Annotated in this window: 18 protein-coding genes; 7 read left to right on the forward strand and 11 right to left on the reverse strand. The window is 37.1% G+C overall.

What is annotated here, in order from left to right:
• Positions 1-89: 89 nt before the first annotated feature.
• From AC0INN_RS17425 to AC0INN_RS17445, 5 genes are all read left to right on the forward strand, one after another.
• Positions 90-1,403 (forward strand): DUF389 domain-containing protein, encoded by a 1,314-nt coding sequence (locus AC0INN_RS17425; protein WP_306614272.1) that lies wholly within the window; start codon positions 90-92, stop codon positions 1,401-1,403.
• A gap of 107 nt (positions 1,404-1,510) precedes the next feature.
• Positions 1,511-2,359 carry a hypothetical protein gene (locus tag AC0INN_RS17430; protein WP_306614274.1) on the forward strand — a complete coding sequence of 283 codons (849 nt, stop codon included), beginning with the start codon at positions 1,511-1,513 and terminating at the stop codon, positions 2,357-2,359.
• A 9-nt stretch (positions 2,360-2,368) separates the two neighbouring features.
• Positions 2,369-2,926 (forward strand): YdeI/OmpD-associated family protein, encoded by a 558-nt coding sequence (locus tag AC0INN_RS17435; protein WP_273650868.1) that lies wholly within the window; start codon positions 2,369-2,371, stop codon positions 2,924-2,926.
• Positions 2,901-3,593, forward strand: a complete 693-nt coding sequence (locus AC0INN_RS17440) for a hypothetical protein (RefSeq protein ID WP_306614277.1) — start codon at positions 2,901-2,903, stop codon at positions 3,591-3,593. Before AC0INN_RS17435 ends, AC0INN_RS17440 begins: the two co-directional genes overlap by 26 nt.
• Positions 3,594-3,613: 20 nt before the next feature.
• A complete protein-coding gene (locus AC0INN_RS17445; RefSeq protein ID WP_306614279.1) occupies positions 3,614-3,874 on the forward strand; it encodes a hypothetical protein in 261 nt (86 codons plus the stop codon).
• Between the two features lie 74 nt (positions 3,875-3,948).
• On the opposite strand, the gene AC0INN_RS17450 is transcribed toward AC0INN_RS17445, so the two are convergent.
• The 3 genes from AC0INN_RS17450 to AC0INN_RS17460 form a co-directional block, all read right to left on the reverse strand.
• Positions 3,949-4,512 carry a cysteine hydrolase family protein gene (locus AC0INN_RS17450; RefSeq protein ID WP_306614281.1) on the reverse strand — a complete coding sequence of 188 codons (564 nt, stop codon included), beginning with the start codon at positions 4,510-4,512 and terminating at the stop codon, positions 3,949-3,951.
• Between the two features lie 11 nt (positions 4,513-4,523).
• Positions 4,524-5,789 carry an MFS transporter gene (locus tag AC0INN_RS17455; RefSeq protein WP_306614283.1) on the reverse strand — a complete coding sequence of 422 codons (1,266 nt, stop codon included), beginning with the start codon at positions 5,787-5,789 and terminating at the stop codon, positions 4,524-4,526.
• Positions 5,790-5,880: 91 nt separating this feature from the next.
• Positions 5,881-6,495 carry a TetR/AcrR family transcriptional regulator gene (locus AC0INN_RS17460; protein WP_306614285.1) on the reverse strand — a complete coding sequence of 205 codons (615 nt, stop codon included), beginning with the start codon at positions 6,493-6,495 and terminating at the stop codon, positions 5,881-5,883.
• A 189-nt stretch (positions 6,496-6,684) separates the two neighbouring features.
• Here AC0INN_RS17460 and AC0INN_RS17465 point away from each other — a divergent pair, with 189 nt between their 5' ends.
• Entirely contained in the window at positions 6,685-7,320 is a 636-nt protein-coding gene (locus AC0INN_RS17465) for a LysE family translocator (RefSeq protein ID WP_306614287.1), read from the forward strand.
• A 159-nt stretch (positions 7,321-7,479) separates the two neighbouring features.
• Complete coding sequence (locus tag AC0INN_RS17470; RefSeq protein ID WP_306614289.1) at positions 7,480-9,366, forward strand: hypothetical protein; 1,887 nt, start codon at positions 7,480-7,482, stop codon at positions 9,364-9,366.
• Positions 9,367-9,440: 74 nt separating this feature from the next.
• Here the strand turns inward: AC0INN_RS17470 and polA are convergent, their stop codons facing one another.
• The 8 genes from polA to AC0INN_RS17510 all read right to left on the reverse strand — a co-directional run bounded on the left by polA (position 9,441) and on the right by AC0INN_RS17510 (position 18,162).
• The gene (polA, locus tag AC0INN_RS17475; protein ID WP_306614291.1) at positions 9,441-12,266 is read right to left on the reverse strand and encodes a DNA polymerase I; all 2,826 of its coding nucleotides are present in this window, start codon (positions 12,264-12,266) and stop codon (positions 9,441-9,443) included.
• 114 nt (positions 12,267-12,380) lie between these two features.
• Complete coding sequence (locus AC0INN_RS17480; protein WP_306614293.1) at positions 12,381-12,884, reverse strand: toxin-antitoxin system YwqK family antitoxin; 504 nt, start codon at positions 12,882-12,884, stop codon at positions 12,381-12,383.
• 9 nt (positions 12,885-12,893) lie between these two features.
• Positions 12,894-14,546 (reverse strand): hypothetical protein, encoded by a 1,653-nt coding sequence (locus tag AC0INN_RS17485; protein ID WP_306614295.1) that lies wholly within the window; start codon positions 14,544-14,546, stop codon positions 12,894-12,896.
• A 47-nt stretch (positions 14,547-14,593) separates the two neighbouring features.
• Positions 14,594-14,989 (reverse strand): hypothetical protein, encoded by a 396-nt coding sequence (locus AC0INN_RS17490; RefSeq protein ID WP_306614297.1) that lies wholly within the window; start codon positions 14,987-14,989, stop codon positions 14,594-14,596.
• A 53-nt stretch (positions 14,990-15,042) separates the two neighbouring features.
• Positions 15,043-15,456, reverse strand: coding sequence for an immunity 70 family protein (locus tag AC0INN_RS17495; RefSeq protein ID WP_306614299.1), 414 nt, complete (start codon positions 15,454-15,456; stop codon positions 15,043-15,045).
• 25 nt (positions 15,457-15,481) lie between these two features.
• Positions 15,482-17,038, reverse strand: coding sequence for a hypothetical protein (locus tag AC0INN_RS17500; protein ID WP_306614301.1), 1,557 nt, complete (start codon positions 17,036-17,038; stop codon positions 15,482-15,484).
• Between the two features lies 1 nt (position 17,039).
• Entirely contained in the window at positions 17,040-17,297 is a 258-nt protein-coding gene (locus AC0INN_RS17505; RefSeq protein WP_172284107.1) for a hypothetical protein, read from the reverse strand.
• A complete protein-coding gene (locus AC0INN_RS17510) occupies positions 17,272-18,162 on the reverse strand; it encodes a hypothetical protein (protein WP_172284105.1) in 891 nt (296 codons plus the stop codon). The genes AC0INN_RS17505 and AC0INN_RS17510 overlap by 26 nt, the downstream gene beginning before the upstream one ends.
• Between the last annotated feature and the right edge of the window lie 7 nt (positions 18,163-18,169).

Below are 18,169 nucleotides of genomic sequence, written 5' to 3' on the forward strand. Positions count from 1 at the left end.
ATTTTTTGGAATTATATCCTAAACATTTATATTTGCGAAAAAGTGAAGTAATGAGATTTTGTTCTTCACCCTTATAACACACAACAAAAATGAGAAAAACGATTTCCAATTTTTTAAATCTCCATAACGGAGAAGAAAATCCTGCTATTGTTCTTGAAAATGTGACAAGTAATGTATCCTTCAGGGGGGCCAATTTATGGATTCTGGCTTGTGCTATACTTATTGCGTCGGTAGGATTAAATGTAAACTCAACGGCTGTAATTATAGGAGCCATGTTGATTTCCCCACTTATGGGACCTATTGTAGGAGCAGGTTTTGCTTTGGCTACGTTCAATTTCAGTCTTTTAAAGAAATCCATGAAAAATCTGCTGATCGCCACGGTGGTCAGCTTAACAGTTTCAAGCTTATATTTTTATTTGAGTCCGTTCAAAGATATTCAGTCTGAACTGCTGGCTAGGACTTCGCCTAATATTTATGATGTCCTGATTGCTTTTTTCGGTGGAATTGTGGGAGCGATATCCATCACAAGAATTGAAAAAGGGAACCCCATTCCGGGAGTGGCCATCGCAACAGCGTTAATGCCTCCATTGTGTACTGCAGGATTCGGTATTGCAACTGCAAACTGGTCTTTTGTGGCAGGGGCATTTTACCTGTATACCATCAACTGTTTCTTTATTTGTATTTCTACCTTCCTGATCATAAAATCTCTCAAATATCAGGCTGTAGAAACCACCAATAAAGCGTTTGAAAAAAGAATACGTTATGGCATTTCGATCCTGATCATTATTATGATTGTTCCGAGTTGTTATTTGGCTTATAACCTTTTAAACCAAAAAAAATACAACCAGAATGTAGAGAACTTCATCAATGAAGAATTTTCAAAAAAAGGATATACTGTAATCTATAAAAAAGTGGATTATAATGCCAATCCCAAATCTATTGAACTTGCTTTTTTATCTACAAAATTCGACAGTACGGAAATAAAGAAATTTAATACTTCATTACAGGATTTTGGGATAAAAAACACCAATCTCCTTATTAAACAAAACACCAGCGATCTTAAAAAAGAGATCTTAAGCGAAATCAATCTTCAAAAAACCAATATTACAGAAAAGGATCTTCAGGTGAATGAATTAAAGAATGAACTGAACCTCTATAAAATGGATAATCCTGAACTGATAAAAGAAGTAAAGATCCTCTTCCCGGAGGTTCAGGAGATGGCTATCGGAAAACTCCAAAATTATTTTACTACGGATTCAACAAGTCTGGAAACTGCTTTTATCTATCAGTCGGAAACCAAGATAGATGAAGAAAAATTAAAAACATGGTTAGTTAACCGGCTTAAGACCAGTAATATTATTGTATTCAACACCCGGAAAGATCCTGTAAAGAAAAAGAATTGAGACACACCGGCATTATCCGGTAGGAATAAAAGCAGATGAGATTTCATCTGCTTTTATTTTTCTCTGTAATTTGTGTAAATTCGGATTTCAATTTTAACTGATATCTGATGAAAATCCAAAGAAATAAATATCTTCTTCTCAATTACATATTTGTAGCCTGTCTGCTCATTTTGTTCATGAATGATCATTTTTTTAAATATGAATTCTCAAACTTCCTTACAGGCAAACTTTCAGATATTGTTGGAATTATCATCCTGCCTTTACTCCTGTCTTATATTTTTCCGAGACTTAAAATTCATTCCATATGGATTAGTGCTTTACTCTTTCTATTCTGGAAATCCGGTTATTCCGAAGGGGCGATCAATTGGTATAATCAATATGCATTGATTCCTGTAACAAGAGTTGTTGATTATTCTGATCTGCTGGCTTTGCTGTTCTTGCCCATCCCATATTTCATCATTCAAAGAGCAGACAACTTACATAGGATCAAAATATCATATCTTCATCCAACCTTTATTTTAATTCCTTCATTGTTTGTTTTGATGGCTACTTCTCCCCCGCCAAGCTTCAGCTATACCGTAAGCCGTGGTAATCTGCAATGTTCAAAATGCCATATTACAGTTAATTATTCACAGGAAGAAATTGTACAGAAACTTAAAAATAACAATATCATTTTTGACACCGTCTTCCCAATGAGTGAAAGAGCATTGGAAAGATATCCCGGTTTCCGCAACAATAACATTCACTTCTATAAAATCAACAAGTTAGTGATTGACCGGGATACATTACGAGATCTTGATTTTGCCATGCGAAGTATTAACAGTCATAGAACCAAATTTTATTTTAACGGGATGCAGGTCAGCGAAAATATTTCTACCCCTGAACTTATGAGGAAAGCTAGAAAATATTACCGGAAAATAGTATTCAGGGAATTGAAAACATCTTTAAAAAAGTAAAAGTAACGGATGGAAATACAATTTTTTTCAACACCACAGGATTTTCGGGAATGGCTGGAAAAGAACCACGAAACAAAAACAGAACTGTTGGTAGGATTTTATAAAATAGGGACAAAGAAACCCTCTATGACCTGGTCGGAATCTGTAGACCAGGCTTTATGCTATGGCTGGATTGATGGAGTAAGAAAAAGTGTAGACGACGAAAAATATACCATCCGCTTTACTCCCAGAAAACCGACAAGCATCTGGAGTGCGATCAATATAAAAAAGGTTGAAGATCTGACTCAAGCAGGATTAATGAAAACAGCGGGTCTCAAAGCATTTGCATTGAGAAAACAGGAAAAAACAGCAATATATTCCCATGAAAATGCTCTGGCCGAATTAAGTCCTGCCTTTGAAAAACAATTCAAATCGAATAAAAAAGCCTGGGATTTTTTTAGTAATCAAGCACCATCATATAAGAAAGTCATGCTGCACTGGATCATGTCTGCCAAACAGGAGAAAACCATGATATCCAGATTGGAGAAAACAATCCGTGAAAGTGAACAACAAAAACGAGTTTTATAATTATGGAAAAAAATTTCACATTAACAGGTGGTGCAAGGATTGGTCTTGCCAATGCCACTATCCATTTGCTGACCTGTATGTTGATGCAGATATACTAAAGATTAATGCTTCCCTGGTAGGCAATCTTGTTTTCCAACCTCAGGATATTATCTCTATAAAGCCGTACACTTCAATTCCTCTGATCGGACAGGGAATCAAAATCTATCATCGCGTTGAGAAGTACAATTCAAATGTTATTTTCTGGACCTTTAGAGATCCTGCAGGAATAATCAATGAAATAGAAAAAACCGGATTTTTAGCAGCTAAAGCAAATACTGCACCTCCAAAGAATTATACAATTATTGAACAGCAAATGCAGGGTGGATTTCCTTTAAAACCTTTAGTCCCTATGTTGCTGATTATTGCGTGGAATGCACTTTTCCTGTATGATTTTCTTCCTCATTCCGGAAATAAAAATACCTTACAAACATTTCCCGGGCCGGGAGTACGCTCTGCTCTGGGACTGGTCTTTATCACAGCATTACTCTCATTAATATCAAACGGCTTCAGAAGATTGATCTTAAAAAAAGGAAGGAGTTTTGAAGATATTAAGAAATTTTCCATTTTTATTTTAGGTATTACAGGTTTTATGCTGATCGTTTTTCTAGCTATAGGAATCGTGAACTAATATACAGTATCTGAGAACCTATGAAACCAACCATTTTTGATAACGAACAATACCGGATTTACATTCCTTTCCGAAAATCCATAGACTTCGAAAGCAAGCTCTGCGAAGCTAATATTGAATACTGGACTGATTCTGAAATGCAAACTGCTTCCGTTGATATCAGATTTTACTTCAATAAAAAAGATGCTGCCGGAATTGAAAAAATATTGAAGGAAAATACTTGGATAAAAGAAATGGAAAAGGCTGGGAAAACAGAATGGAGAAAGAAATTGAAAATATAAAGAAAACTCCATTAAAATAAATGAGAACTAAGAAAAAATCAAAACTCCGGATTATTATCCGGAGTTTTGATTTTTTATCCTATCCAATTACCCAAACTGACCACCTCGGCCTGAATAGGAAATACTTTAGCAGTAAGTACCTGATGAACTTCAGGATCCCTGTCTGCACAACAATCTTCAATCACCGTCAATTCATAATCCTTATCTGCAGCTTCCCGTAAAGTAGATAATACTACTCCCGAAGTACTGATGCCGGTCAGTATAAGATGTCGGATCTCCTTTCCTCTTAATACAACTTCCAGATCACTTCCTGTAAATGCACTGAACCGTTTTTTTGTTACGATCACTTCATCTTTTTCAGGTAAGACTTCCCGGTGAATCTCCTGCCATTGTGCTGCAAATTCCGGAGTCCACATTTCTTTGTTTCCAAATCTGGAAAAAGTTTTGTTATGTTCACTGATCTCAGGAGCTCCGGGTCTGAAAGCAACCACGACGTAAATAACCGGGATCCCGTTTGACCTCGCATGAGAAATGGCTTTGGAAATATTGCTGACTAATGGCTTCGGATCGTCAATATTCTGTAAAATAGAATTTTGCATATCCATTACCAGCAAAGCGCTTTTGTTTGTTTCTTGCATTTTTTTTAATATTAAATTGTTTCACGAGTGAATTCCTCTTTTTCCGGAGAGGATACTTTATTTTTTTCAGGAGTCGTAAATAACCTGTAGAAACATATTGCTATCAGGATTGCGAGTATTCCTTGAATCAGGAGTGTATTACTACTTCCTATATGCTCTGAAGCATATCCTGTGACTAAACTTCCTAACGGAAGCATTCCAAAAATAGCCGTTAATAAAATACTGATCGCCCTCCCTTTCATATGAGGTGCCGCTTCGGACTGCACGATAATATTACAGCTGGTTAGTTGCATCACACTTCCAAATCCTGTAAAGACCACAAACAGCATTGCCCAGTAAAAATTTGTTGACTGCGAAAACAGAATCAGCCCCAAACCAAGGGCTATTGTACTCAGAACAAGATAGAACCTGAGCTTATCATTTCTTTTCAGTGAGGCCAGTAAAATGGTTCCTGTAACAGCTCCTAAACCTATAAATCCTGAAATATATCCAAAAGTGGATGCACTTCCTTTAAAAGTAATTTTAGCAACCTCAGGAATTAAAGTATCGTAAGGTAAAACCAGTAAACCCATCAGGGAAAGCATAAGAATTACCAAGCCGATTCTGGACTCATTTTTAAGATAAACCCACCCCTCTTTGAATTCTGAGAGTACTTTTTTATGCGTTGTTTTCTTTTCATATGCCGGCAACTTCATCATCGAAAAACAGACAATTACAATCATAAAACCAATTGCATTAAGTACAAAACAAAAACCGACATTCCAATGCTCTAATACAAAACCCGCAACTGCAGGACCTAATACCTTGCTGATACTTGATGTTGCAGAGCTGAGAGAAAGTGCACTTGGAACATCACTTTCCTCCATCACTACCTGGCTGATCATTGTTTGCCTTGCCGGAACATCAAAAGCATTGATTATTCCCAACACCACACTTAAAGCCAGAATTTGCCAGACAACAATATGATGGGTTAAAAATAAGACCGCCAGTAATGAGGTTTGCAATACTGCCGCAATCTGTGTCCATCGTATGATCGTACTCCTGTTGAACCGGTCTGCCGCAACCCCTCCGGCAAAAGAAAAAAGGAATGAAGGAAATTGCTCAGCAAACACTGTAACCCCCAACATAAACGAAGAATGGGTAAGCGAATAGATGAGCCATACAATAGCTGTTCGCTGCATCCATGTTCCAAACTGGGATATGGAACGTCCTGCAAAATAATATTTGAAATTGCCACTTTTAAAAGCCCTGAATGTGCTTACACTGCTGATATTCATTATGTATAATATCTTGTTTTAATTACTAATACAACTCCAATCTAACTATTTGACAAAAATCATCAAAACGTCAAATTTTGAATAAAAAAAATCATCCTTTTATCTTCTCAACAATCATTTGGGCAAACATTTCTGCACCATCTTCCCATTGATCCTTATAATTCTCACTAACTGATTCACGTCGGATCCCACGAATGCTGCTCAGTAAAACAAACAAGAGAACATCTAGAGCTGTGGAATCAGGTTCATTAATTTCACCTGCTGTTACAGCATCGCGAATTACTTTTTTTAACAAAGTGGTCTCAGAACGCATCATCCTCTGATGAATTTCCCATATAATATCAGAATATTTAGAGCGTTCCTCGCTATCCATACGTGCTTCAATAGCTGTTATAAAGTTTCTGGTCTTTTTAAAACCCTTTACTTTAGCAAAACAAAAAGCCCGGATGCGCGATTCTAAAGTTTCTTCTTTATAAATCATCTTTTCCAGCTCATCCTTCACTTCATCTACTAAGGAAATCATAACTGCCTCAAAAAGCTCATCCCTGTTTTTGAAATAATAATAAAGAGCACTTCTGGTCTTTCCCACAGCTTTAGCTACATCATCCATCGTCACCTTTTTAATGCCATACCTTTGATACAGATCCTGTGCGGTCTGTAAAATCTGGCTTTTTAAAATTTCTTCCTGGGAAAGTGGTTGACTCATCTGGATAATTTTCTGTATAGAAATATTTGACAAATTTACAAATTTTGTCGAAATGAAAAATCTTTTTATCTATTTTTTACTCTTTTTGATTAAAAAAACCTCTAAAAAAGTTTTATGAAGTGAAAAAGCAAGATCGGAATAGTATTTAGACTTTCCTTTTAAGGCATTTTTATACCTTTGTGAAAAATTATGATTCCTATCCATGATCTTTTATTTTTCGCTCTGGCAGCGCTTATTCTGGTCATAAGTCCCGGGCCTAACATGATCTATTTGATTTCAAGATCCATTACACAGGGAAAAAAAGCGGGATTGATTTCTCTTGCCGGTGTGGTCTGTGGCTTTTTATTTCATATTGTCATGGTTTCTTTTGGACTTACCGCTGTATTATTTGCGGTTCCATACGCTTATATTATTTTAAAAACATTGGGAACAGTATATCTTTTATACCTTGCTTATCAGGCTATCAAACCCAACAGTAAGAACATCTTTGAAGTGGATCAGGACATGACCATAGATAGTCCCCGAAAACTCTTTACCGTTGGTTTTTTAACGAATGTTCTTAATCCAAAGGTGGCTGTTTTTTACCTTTCCTTTTTCCCACAGTTTATAAAGCCTCAATATGGCTCTATTTTTACACAAAGCATTGAACTCGGGATGATACAGGCCTTCACAAGTTTCACCATCAATTTCATCATTGTTCTGACCGCAGCAAAAGTAGCTTCCTTTTTTGCTAAAAATCCTCTCTGGGTGCGAATACAAAAATGGTTTATGGCCAGTGTACTGGTTTTTCTCGCCGTGAAAATGGCACTTTCAAAAGCTAAATAGATTCAGAATTCTAATAAAAAAATTAATCGTATTAATGGCAGCCTTAACGATAGTTTAAGGCTTTTTCTTATTTTAAAAAATAGCGAAAAAGGGTAATTGAAACTGAATGGTGATTATTCCAACTTTGTTTAGAGATAAAACTAACCAAAACAAAGAGCCATGAAAAATTATTTATCAAAAACTTTAAGTCTCTTCAGCGTCTTGCTTTTTCTAGGCAGCTGTACTCCGCTAAAAACCGCATTGAATAAAAAATTTCCGCCTGTTTCTACCATCGACCAGCAATATACCTCGGTTGAAAAAAACCTTTCTGAGCTTACTGATTTCAGCCCCCATATAGGAGTAAATATAGATAGGGATATCATTCTGCAATATTTACCTCCTGAGATCAAAAAAGCAGCGGAAGCGATAAATGATGAGAACATCCTGGTACAAAATGTAACTCCAAAACTATCCTTTGATAAACAGGGAATATTTGTAGAAGCTGATTTTTCAGTCAGGTTTCCTAAATATAGTATAGAAGCCACCGGGAATTTCAAAGGGGTTACTGCTGTTTCTACCAAATCAGATTCTTTATACCTGAGAAGTGCTTTAACTTCTTTAAAAATTGAAAGCATTAAATTTTTGAAACATCCCAAAATATCACAAAAGGTATTGGCAAAAATGCTTTCCCCCATTCTTAAAAATTATATCGACAATGTAAACGGACAAATTTTTAAAAAGCCAACAATTATTAATATTGGCTGGGGACAATCTTATCAGCTTAGCCTAAAGGAAATGTTTAAAAATCCGGATACTGAAATTATCGCTGACTCCATAAGAATATCACGGTTTGTAAAAAAATCATCAGTAAGAATACAATCCACAGGTGTTTCAATAATGGCTGAATTAACAAAAGAAAAGCCTTTAATTAATGACTTAATAAGTCTTTCTCAAAGCAAACCTAGAAGTGAAGCTGAGTTATCAAAACTATTCAAATTATTCAGTGAGAAGTATGACAATTTGTGGTTAAGTGTTTTTGAGCCTATTGATGCAAAATCGTCAGTAACGGCCAATGTAAGTAAGGCAGAGATTTCATCGATTTTCAACGAGGCATTTTCCAATCCTATTAGCTTAAAACAGAATTTCATTATTCCTCAGACTTCATTCAATGAGAAGCTGGAAGTAAAAAGAGGTGATATCAACTGCCAGAAAGTAAGAACTGATTTTAAATATCCTGATTTTAACGGCCCAAGTTGTAACTGGAGCTGCTCCAGATGGGATCCGATATGTCACAGTACAAGGGCTGCATGCAGAGTACGAAGAGAAGCGCAAAGAGTCATTTGGCAGACTGCCCGTGAAACGGCTCGTATTGCTCATCAGGTTGAAAATGAAGCCAAAGTAGCAGCCTGTAACGTCTGGCGGGAAACCCTGGATTTCTTAGCTTTGGGAAGATTTAAAGGAGAAATATCCGGTAACGGAAAAGCGTTTGTTCATTTTCAATCCCTCCGTTTTAATCCGGATCTTTCAGAAATGAGCATGCAATACTATGGTAATGTCGATGCTACTCTGCAGTCCAATCTTGAGTTAAAGCCTGTGGACCTTGGACATATTTTCTTTTGCTTTTCCGATTATGATAAAAGAGTATCAAGTGATATTGAAATTAGTATACCAGAGTCCGTATCAAAAATATCTATCACCTCAGCACGTGAAGGAGAAAACCTTCTTTTACATATCAAGCCCGATGATATATTATACAATGCATCTATACAACCAAGTCCTCTTCATAGTCTTCTGCTGGACCCTAAATTTCAGGTACAATGTCCTATCAGTGTTTTATTAACCTTAGGGCAAATAGGAATTGCTGCCGGAGAGTTTCTTAACATGGTTAAATTAGCTCCCGAACAAAAACTACTACTTCTGGGACGGACAAATGGAAAATACAGCATCGATAGCTTTAGAATTCCGTTCAAACCCATTGAGTTTAAAATCAATGGTGTCCAAAAAAAATCATCTGTATTCTGGAATAGTAAATCGATACAGTTCACCTATTTGGAACCAATCCTTTGAGATCAATAATTATCAACGAAAAAATGCTGAATTGAATTCAGCATTTTTTTATTGTTACATGAAACAATTGTATTTTAATGGGCTTCCAGCCAGTTGTTCCCTACTCCAACCTCAACCAATAAAGGAACCTGCGTTTCGATGGCACTTTCCATTTCGGTTTTGATAAGTTTTGTAGCTACTTCAATTTCTTCGATCGGCGATTCAAATACCAATTCGTCATGTACCTGCAGCAGCATTTTGGTTTGAAGATTTTGTTCATCCAATTGCTTGTCAATTTTGATCATTGCCATTTTTACAACATCTGCCGCGCTTCCCTGAACAGGAGCATTGACGGCATTCCGCTCTGCATGGCCACGCACAACAAAGTTATTGGAGTTGATATCTTTTAAATGACGCTTTCTTCCTAAAATAGTTTCTACATATCCTAGCTCGCGGGCTTTTTTAACCTGCTCAGCCATATACTCTTTCAGCTTCGGATAGGTCTCAAAATAAGCTTCGATCATCTGTTTGGCTTCTGATCTGGATAGCCCTGTTTGTTCTGCTAGTGCGAAAGCGCCCTGACCGTAAATGATTCCGAAGTTAACTGTTTTAGCCTGCCCTCTTTGTGTTTTGGATACTTCTTCCAAAGGAATTTTAAAGAGTTTCGCAGCTGTAGAAGCGTGGATATCTTCACCGTCCTGGAACGCTTTGATCATATTATTTTCACCTGAAATCTCAGCAATCAGACGTAATTCGATCTGAGAATAATCGGCTGAGATGATTTTCTTTCCTTCTCCGGAAACAAATGCACCACGAATCTGTTGTCCTCTCAATGTTCTGATCGGAATATTCTGCAAATTCGGATTTACACTTGCCAGACGTCCGGTTGCAGCAGTTGTCTGCGAGAAATTGGTATGTACACGCTCATCTTTATCAATCTGGGATGGTAAGGCATCTACATATGTTGATTTCAGTTTCTGATAGGTTCTGTATTCCAGGATATGCTGAATGATCTCATGCTTTGAAGAAAGTTTTTGAAGAACATCTTCTGAAGTAGCATATTGCCCTGTTTTAGTTTTTTTAGCTTTCGGATCAAGCTGCATCTTTTCAAATAATATTTCTCCTAATTGCTTAGGAGAGTTCATATTGAATTCCTCCCCTGAAAACTCGAAAATTTTAGATTCAAGCTGTTTCAGATCGTTTTCAAGGTCAATACTTTCCTGAGCCAACCATTTTTCATCAAGAGAAATCCCCGCCAGTTCCATTTTTGCCAGAACGACCATTAATGGCATTTCTATTTTAAAAAACAGGTCTTCAAGGTTTTCTTTTTTCAATTGCGGAGCAAAAAGCTCATATAATTGGAACGTTACATCTGCGTCTTCCGCAGCATAGTCCGTTTGTGTCCTTAAATCTGCGTCTCTGAAAGTTCCCTGCTTCTTACCTTTTTTACCAATAATGGTTTCTATGGAAACAGGTTTATAATTTAAATATACTTCTGAAAGGTAATCCATTCCGTGTCTTCCGTCCGGATTCAGAAGATAGTGAGCAATCATAGTATCGAACATTGCACCTTTTACAGTAATGCCGTATTGCTTTAATATCTTGTAATCGAATTTCAGGTTATGGGCTACCTTAAGAAGATCTTCCTTTTCAAAAAAAGGTCTGAAAATTTCTAATGTTTGCAGCACTTCTCCTTGATCTTCTGACAAAGGTATGTAATAAGCCAATCCTTTCTTATAGGAGAAACTCATTCCTACCAATTCAGCTTCCAGCTCATTTAAAGAAGTTGTTTCTGTATCAAAACATACTACCCTTTGCTGTAATAAATTGTTAACAAGGATTTTTTGGGCTTTAGGATTATCTATAAACTGGTATAAATGTTCGTTGTGTTCTATTGTTGATTTTGTAGAAGTCGCCTGATCCAATTCCTCATAAGTAGCAAACAGATCAAGCTGTGTAACCTGACCCTTTACCTGAGTTCCGGCAGGAGTCTGTGTAACCTCAACCTCACTTACCACAACAGTTTCTGTAGGAGCAAAAGCACGGTAAAGATTTTCATATAATCTTCTGAATTCTATCTCATCAAAAACCTGTTTTACTTTTTCAAAATCGGGAGTTTCAAGATCGTATTGTTCCTGATGGAACTCGATAGGAGCATCACAAATAATGGTGGCTAGTTTTTTAGATAAAATTCCTCTTTCTGCCGATGCTTCTACTTTTTCTTTCAACTTTCCTTTTAACTGATGGGTATTGGCTAAAAGATTTTCGATACTTCCGTATTCTTTCAGGAATTTCATCGCAGTTTTTTCTCCTACTCCTTCTAATCCCGGAATATTATCTACGGCATCCCCCATCATCGCCAAGAAGTCAATGACCTGTTTCGGATCATCGATTTCATATTTAGCTTTTACTTCTTCTACACCAAGAATTTCTATATCTCCTCCCTTTAAACCTGGTTTATAGATCTTGATTTTATCGGTAACCAATTGGGCAAAGTCTTTGTCCGGTGTTACCATAAAAGTAGTATATCCTTCTTTTTCTGCTTTGCAGGCAATGGTACCGATTACGTCATCCGCTTCATATCCTTCAACCCCTAAGTAAGGAATATGCATTGCCTCCAAAATCCTGTGAATGTACGGAACGGCAATCTTGATCGCCTCAGGGGTTTCACTTCTGTTCGCCTTATAATCTGCAAAATCATCTGTTCTTACACTGGCTTGTCCTACATCAAACACCACTGCCAAATGCGTAGGTCTTTCTCTTCTGATCAATTCGATCAGAGAGTTTGTAAAACCAAAAATAGCCGAAGTATCAATTCCCGTACTCGTTAACCTTGGATTTCTGATCAATGCGTAATATCCTCTGAAAATCATCGCATAAGCATCGATGAGAAATAACCTTTTATCTTGAGTTGCGTCCATATTTTCTATAATGAACAAATATAAGAAAATAGGAATATTTATGTTCTACAATTAAAGATGAGATTTTTAATTTTAAAGTTCCATCAAATAAAAGAAGACCTTTTCAGGTCTTCTTTATTTTTTACTATAATTAAGATGCGGATTATCAGGTTTAAATTCATAATTAAACAATTCTTCTTTGGAAAGGCTTAACAATTCCCGTAAATAATCCGGCAAAAATTCTCCGAATTTATCCTGGTAAGAAGTTGTTTCCTGAAATGTCCCATCAATAAGTTCAATAGATTTCAGATACTCATTATTAAAAACGATGCTTGCATTTACAATATTTCCATCTTCATCATATTCTTTTGAAACACCATACATTACATTGCCTTTGTTTTCATTAGCCTGCTCCAGATTTCCGTCAGAATCATAGATGTATTCGATCCCATTTTTGTAGCCATTCTTATATTGGGCTTCAGATTCTATAGCATCTTTGAATTTTACATATATTTCTCCCGTAAAGGGTTCTTTACATTCTTTATCTAAAAAATATACAGCAAATCCGTTACTATCATTTTTAGTATACAAACGATCATCAGTATCTTCTAATCTCAGCTCTGCATTTTTGTCAATCATATAAGTTTATTATTTATGTCCATGAGTGTTTATTCCATCTGTCAGGAAACCACAATGAGGGCATCTTACCTTAGGAGGAGGTGTTCCATTATTATTTTTAATTGCATTATTCTGTAAATCCCTATTGTGAAGATCCATTTCCCGGATTGAATTTTCATCTACCGGAAGACCGGCTTCCCTTCTTGCTTTTAAAGCCTGATCGTAAGCTCTTATTTCAGAGTGAGCTGCTAATCGGTTGTCTGCAGTTTCAGGAAGTTTTATTTCACCACTTTTAATTTTGGCTTCGTACTCTGCCACTTTTTGTTTGATAAGAGGATCTGCACCACCCAATTCAGGAGGATCACTCAACCATTTTTCATAAGCATTCTTGCCTGTTACGTTATTTTTAAAGTTTTGTCCAAAAAAGGTTTTACCTGTTGCAGGATCATATACGCCTGATAAACATGGTCCCCTTTCTTTAGCACTTTGAGTTTCTACAATTTCTTTAGCCTTCGCCTCTGTATCAGCAATTAATTTATCACTAGGTTTTTGGGGTGTACTTTCATAAGCATCACCTTTTTTATTTTCTCCGGAATTGTTTTGCCCTTCATCACCTTGTCCTTTATTTCCTTTAGGTCCATCTTCCTCTGCCGCTTGATGTTTCTCGTCTTTTGGTGGTTCTTCGTCCTTTGGCTGACCTTCATCTTTTGGTTTTCCTTCTTCTTTATTAGCGGTATTTCCGTCATTATCAGAAGGAGTATTTCCATCCTTATCACCACCGCTGTTTGATTCTTTTATTGGCGGAGCAGGCTCTTTCACTTTAATATTAAGCAAATATAGGAAAAGAAGATAATCGGACGGATGGGCCTGTCCGGTAAAAATACGTTTTCCCATGCCTATTTCAGGAATTCCTCCGTTGACTAAAGCAGCTCCGGCATCACCGGCATCCTGAACATTTCCATAAGCATGCTCATTAGCCAGCGCATTTAATCCGAACAATGCACGACTGCCTCCCCAAATTCCGGTAAAACTTCCGGCAACGTTTGAGAGAACACTGGAAAAGGTTGGCGCTGCTACGGCTAGTGATCCGCCTGCCAGTCCCGAGACCAGAAATCCTCCAGCCCCTACCGCCGCACCACCAAGAGCACAGCCTGCAAGCTGAGTAACATAATTAAAGCTACCCAAAGCTAAAGCATGGGTCCAGCTTTTGATTTCAGGAGCAAATTTCACCACTCCACCTATAGAACAGGTCATTGTACGGTCTCCTGTAATACCTGGAGTTCCTGTAAGTATTAGATTGCTCTTACTTCCATCCCATGTTCTTGCTGTTGCATTTTTTTGCCCACACTTCAACGCTCCGTCTACGGCTGCAATAACTCCACCTGCAACCCCAGCAGCTGCGCCTATAGCCATCATTCCGATAAGGCCAATAGCAGCAACTCCTCCGGTACCTACAATTAAGGCGACCACTACCACTACTGCCACAGCAGTTAAAAGTGCAGCCCAAAGCATATTTTTTGTACAGCCGAAATCGATCCAGCTGCTTGTAGCCGTATCCGCTACAGTGATATAGACTTCTCCTGAGCTTTTTTTATTGCTTTTTCTGGTTCCCTGCAATTGTGCAGGCATTGCACCACTGGAGCACATCCAGAAGTCTTTTTCTGTAATAATCTTATTTCCCATATCTGGTTTTTAGGATTTATATTTTATATGGGGTTGTATATTTTAAATTAAAAAATAAGGCAGTTCCTTACATTTCCCAGAAACACTCTTTTATTAAGAAATTTCATTTTATTATCTTCTATTTTATAAACCAGGCCAAAAGAATACCCTGAACCTTCATCAACATTATATACCTGAGAAACAATAGCATCAAAACTACCGTCTTTAAGAGTAATCTTATTACTGTAGATTAAAACCACCGTCTCTTCATCAATGCTTTCTATTTCTTCTTCTGCCATTTCAATAGCTTCATCCAAAGAGTCCGCAATCATCTTTTTAATATTTTTTTCGCCAAAATAAATAAATGGAGAAAACCGCACGCCATTCTGAATATTTTCAATCGCAATCTCTTCTCCTTTTTCTACTTCAGCTTGTAAGTCTTTTTCTAAATCTTCAAATTCCATGAATCTTCATTTCTCTTGGTAAGCTTTGTTTTTTAATATACTTGTAGTAAAGATTACATACTATGGATATTAATATCTTTATTAACACTTTTTGCAGCATCAAAGGCTTTATAGAAGACATTAAAAAGATCTTCACCATCATTGGTATAAAAATAATTGGACAGATCGGTTATTCTTTCGGCAATATTATCTCCCCAAGGTGGTTGTTTCGACAGATCCTCAATATCCCACACTACCATAGATGGTGAATATTCTTCCAATTCTTTTTGGATCGTTTTTAATTCATTAATTGCTTCATCTACCTTATCTGCGGGTAAAGTTTTATAATACAATTCATTCATTAGCAATGGAAATCTACTGCCCCATTTATTATTTTCCAGATTATAAGCAATTGTAGAAAAAAAAGAATGTAAAAAATCACCCGTGCCTATCTTATAAAATATAGGTCCTACCTTTAATCCTGTCATTATTTATTTTTTATAAATATATTAATTATTGAATAAAAATTACCTCCAGATTCGGACAACTCTTTTGAATACTAGATTCTAACTGAACTAATGCCTCAGGAGACATATTTTGACCTCTAACATCAATTACTGCTGTCTGTCTTGTTCCTGGTGGAAGATTTTGTAATCTGTCTGTATATTGTCTGTTGAGCTCATTCGTTAAATTTCTTCGACCCGTATTAGATGTGACATCATAATTTTTCACCTCAACGCTATGTCCTGTATTATATAAATCAGGCCTTGTACTTCCTTCCGTTCCATACGGCACTTCTTTGCCATCAATGAAACTTTTTTGAGTATCATAACCAGGATACATTTGTTCCGCATCAATTTCACTTTTTCTCCAGCTTGGTCGATTTGTATCATTTGGGTTATTAGGATTAGGTTCGGTTGGTTCTGCAACCTGGGCATTAGGATCCTTAACGAATTTATGAGTTTGAGAATCTTTCAATCTTCCATTGCTATCTCTATAGGTACCAGGCGGATCACCAGGCTGACTACTTTCATAAGAATTTGCTTCCCCGCCTTCATTGGGTTTTGTTGTTGTTTCTCCTTGTCCTTTGCTTCCATTAGCTCCTTCTTCTTCAGGCGTTTTGTTTCCTTCTTCTTTAGAAGTATTATTTCCATCTTTATCGCCTCCACTATTCTGCTCTTTAATGGGTGGTGCAGGTTCCTTCACTTTTATATTTAATAAATATAAAAACAGAAGATAGTCAGAAGGATGAGCCTGTCCGGTAAAAATACGCTGTCCCATGCCTATTTCAGGAATTCCTCCATTGACTAAAACAGCTCCGGCGTCCCCGGCATCCTGAACATTTCCATAAGCATGCTCATTAGCCAGAGCATTCAATCCGAACAATGCACGACTGCCTCCCCAAATTCCGGTAAAACTTCCGGCAACGTTTGAGAGAACACTGGAAAAGGTTGGCGCTGCTACGGCTAGTGATCCGCCTGCCAGTCCCGAGACTAGAAATCCTCCGGCTCCTACCGCCGCACCACCAAGGGCACAGCCTGCAAGCTGAGTAACATAATTAAAGCTACCCAAAGCTAAAGCATGGGTCCAGCTTTTGATTTCAGGGGCAAATTTTACCACCCCACCTATAGAACAGGTCATGGTACGGTCTCCTGTAATACCTGGAGTCCCTGTAAGAAGAAGATTATTTTTACTGGCATCCCATGTTCTTGCCGTGGCATTTTTTTGCCCACACTTCAATGCTCCGTCTACGGCTGCAATAACTCCTCCTGCAACTCCTGCCGCTGCGCCGATGGCCATCATTCCGATAAGACCTATGGCAGCAACACCTCCGGTACCTACAATTAAGGCGACCACTACCACTACAGCCACAGCAGTTAAAAGTGCGGCCCAAAGCATATTCTTTGTACAGCCAAAATCTATCCAGCTGCTTGTAGCGGTATCCGCAACAGTAATGTAGACTTCTCCTGAGCTTTTTTTATTGCTTTTTCTGGTTCCCTGCAATTGTGCAGGCATCGCACCACTGGAGCACATCCAAAAATCTTTTTCTGTAATAATCTTATGTCCCATATTACAGTCTTTTTAGGGTTTGTTTTCGAGTATGGGCTTTTATCCTGTTTCTATCATCGATCCGCTGATGCTCAATTCCGTAAACGGTTTTTCTGATAAATTTCTCCTGATCTTTTTCATATTCTTTAGCCATAAAGATGAAAAAGCTTTTAATACAGTTTTTCCTGTCGAATTTTAAATTAAATCCGAGGCGGTAATTTCTTATAGAAATGCTCTTTATATAAGACTTTACATCAGGAAGTCGCTGTATTGTATTCATCTGACATTTTATATTTAAGAATTTCGTCGCTATAAAATGTATATTTCAATTTTGCATAAAGATTTTCAGGATCGGCAATTTCTTCTCTCGTAAGGGAAGCTTCTATGATTCTTCCTGTAGATTTTTCCGTTCTGTAAATCCCTTTTTCGTTGAGTGAGGTTTCCAGTTTGGAAACATCGATCTGATTGGAAAACTGAATATACGCCCGGTTATAAAATCCTATGTTCAATAAAATGGATGGTTCTCCGGAAAGTTCTACAATCATTTCATCGGAAGACAGTAATGGGTTACTGCTATTCTTCAGGTCAAAACTCCAGTGTACATTGGCTGAATTAAAAAGGTTTAATGCATTTTCCTTGTAATTTCCCGGGATTTTTCGTCCATAGATTTTATTAAAATACATCAGGAAAAATTCATTATTCTGAATGCCTTCTATCAGCTTCTTTTCATCCTGGAAGATGTTATCATTTAAGATAATCGCATTTTTAATTTCAGGATTATTTTCTGCTATCTTTTCCATTTCAGCCTTGGTCTGCTGCCACTTTGAACGAATGACATTCATATTGGAAACTTCCACGACTTTGCCTTCACTATTTATGGTCAGATATAATTCATTATACAACCTGGAAAACGCATTCGTAAGTGCTGCCACCTCTTTAATTAGAGGATTATTGGCTTCAAGAAGAATGTGGTCCAGAACAATTATTTTTACTTTAATATGATCCTCTGCTACCTGTAGAACGGTGAAATCCCATCTTAACTGTGAACGGGAAATCATGTGTACATTTACCGCTTTAATATCTGAATCTATTATAAGAGTATATTGTTCAGAAAATTTATCTTTTATGTTGAATGATTCACTCATAGATCTG

The organism is Chryseobacterium subflavum (genome assembly GCF_055762745.1).

Coding starts and splice junctions, on each gene's coding strand:
- AC0INN_RS17460 (WP_306614285.1), bottom strand. CDS start 6,495: ATGAGTCAACCACTTTCCCAGGAAGAAATTTTAAAAAGCCAGATTTTA.
- AC0INN_RS17480 (WP_306614293.1), bottom strand. CDS start 12,884: ATGATTGACAAAAATGCAGAGCTGAGATTAGAAGATACTGATGATCGT.
- AC0INN_RS17445 (WP_306614279.1), top strand. CDS start 3,614: ATGAAACCAACCATTTTTGATAACGAACAATACCGGATTTACATTCCT.
- AC0INN_RS17450 (WP_306614281.1), bottom strand. CDS start 4,512: ATGCAAGAAACAAACAAAAGCGCTTTGCTGGTAATGGATATGCAAAAT.
- AC0INN_RS17510 (WP_172284105.1), bottom strand. CDS start 18,162: ATGAGTGAATCATTCAACATAAAAGATAAATTTTCTGAACAATATACT.
- AC0INN_RS17490 (WP_306614297.1), bottom strand. CDS start 14,989: ATGGAATTTGAAGATTTAGAAAAAGACTTACAAGCTGAAGTAGAAAAA.
- AC0INN_RS17470 (WP_306614289.1), top strand. CDS start 7,480: ATGAAAAATTATTTATCAAAAACTTTAAGTCTCTTCAGCGTCTTGCTT.
- polA (WP_306614291.1), bottom strand. CDS start 12,266: ATGGACGCAACTCAAGATAAAAGGTTATTTCTCATCGATGCTTATGCG.
- AC0INN_RS17495 (WP_306614299.1), bottom strand. CDS start 15,456: ATGACAGGATTAAAGGTAGGACCTATATTTTATAAGATAGGCACGGGT.
- AC0INN_RS17435 (WP_273650868.1), top strand. CDS start 2,369: ATGGAAATACAATTTTTTTCAACACCACAGGATTTTCGGGAATGGCTG.
- AC0INN_RS17505 (WP_172284107.1), bottom strand. CDS start 17,297: ATGAATACAATACAGCGACTTCCTGATGTAAAGTCTTATATAAAGAGC.
- AC0INN_RS17465 (WP_306614287.1), top strand. CDS start 6,685: ATGATTCCTATCCATGATCTTTTATTTTTCGCTCTGGCAGCGCTTATT.
- AC0INN_RS17500 (WP_306614301.1), bottom strand. CDS start 17,038: ATGGGACATAAGATTATTACAGAAAAAGATTTTTGGATGTGCTCCAGT.
- AC0INN_RS17430 (WP_306614274.1), top strand. CDS start 1,511: ATGAAAATCCAAAGAAATAAATATCTTCTTCTCAATTACATATTTGTA.
- AC0INN_RS17455 (WP_306614283.1), bottom strand. CDS start 5,789: ATGAATATCAGCAGTGTAAGCACATTCAGGGCTTTTAAAAGTGGCAAT.
- AC0INN_RS17485 (WP_306614295.1), bottom strand. CDS start 14,546: ATGGGAAATAAGATTATTACAGAAAAAGACTTCTGGATGTGCTCCAGT.
- AC0INN_RS17425 (WP_306614272.1), top strand. CDS start 90: ATGAGAAAAACGATTTCCAATTTTTTAAATCTCCATAACGGAGAAGAA.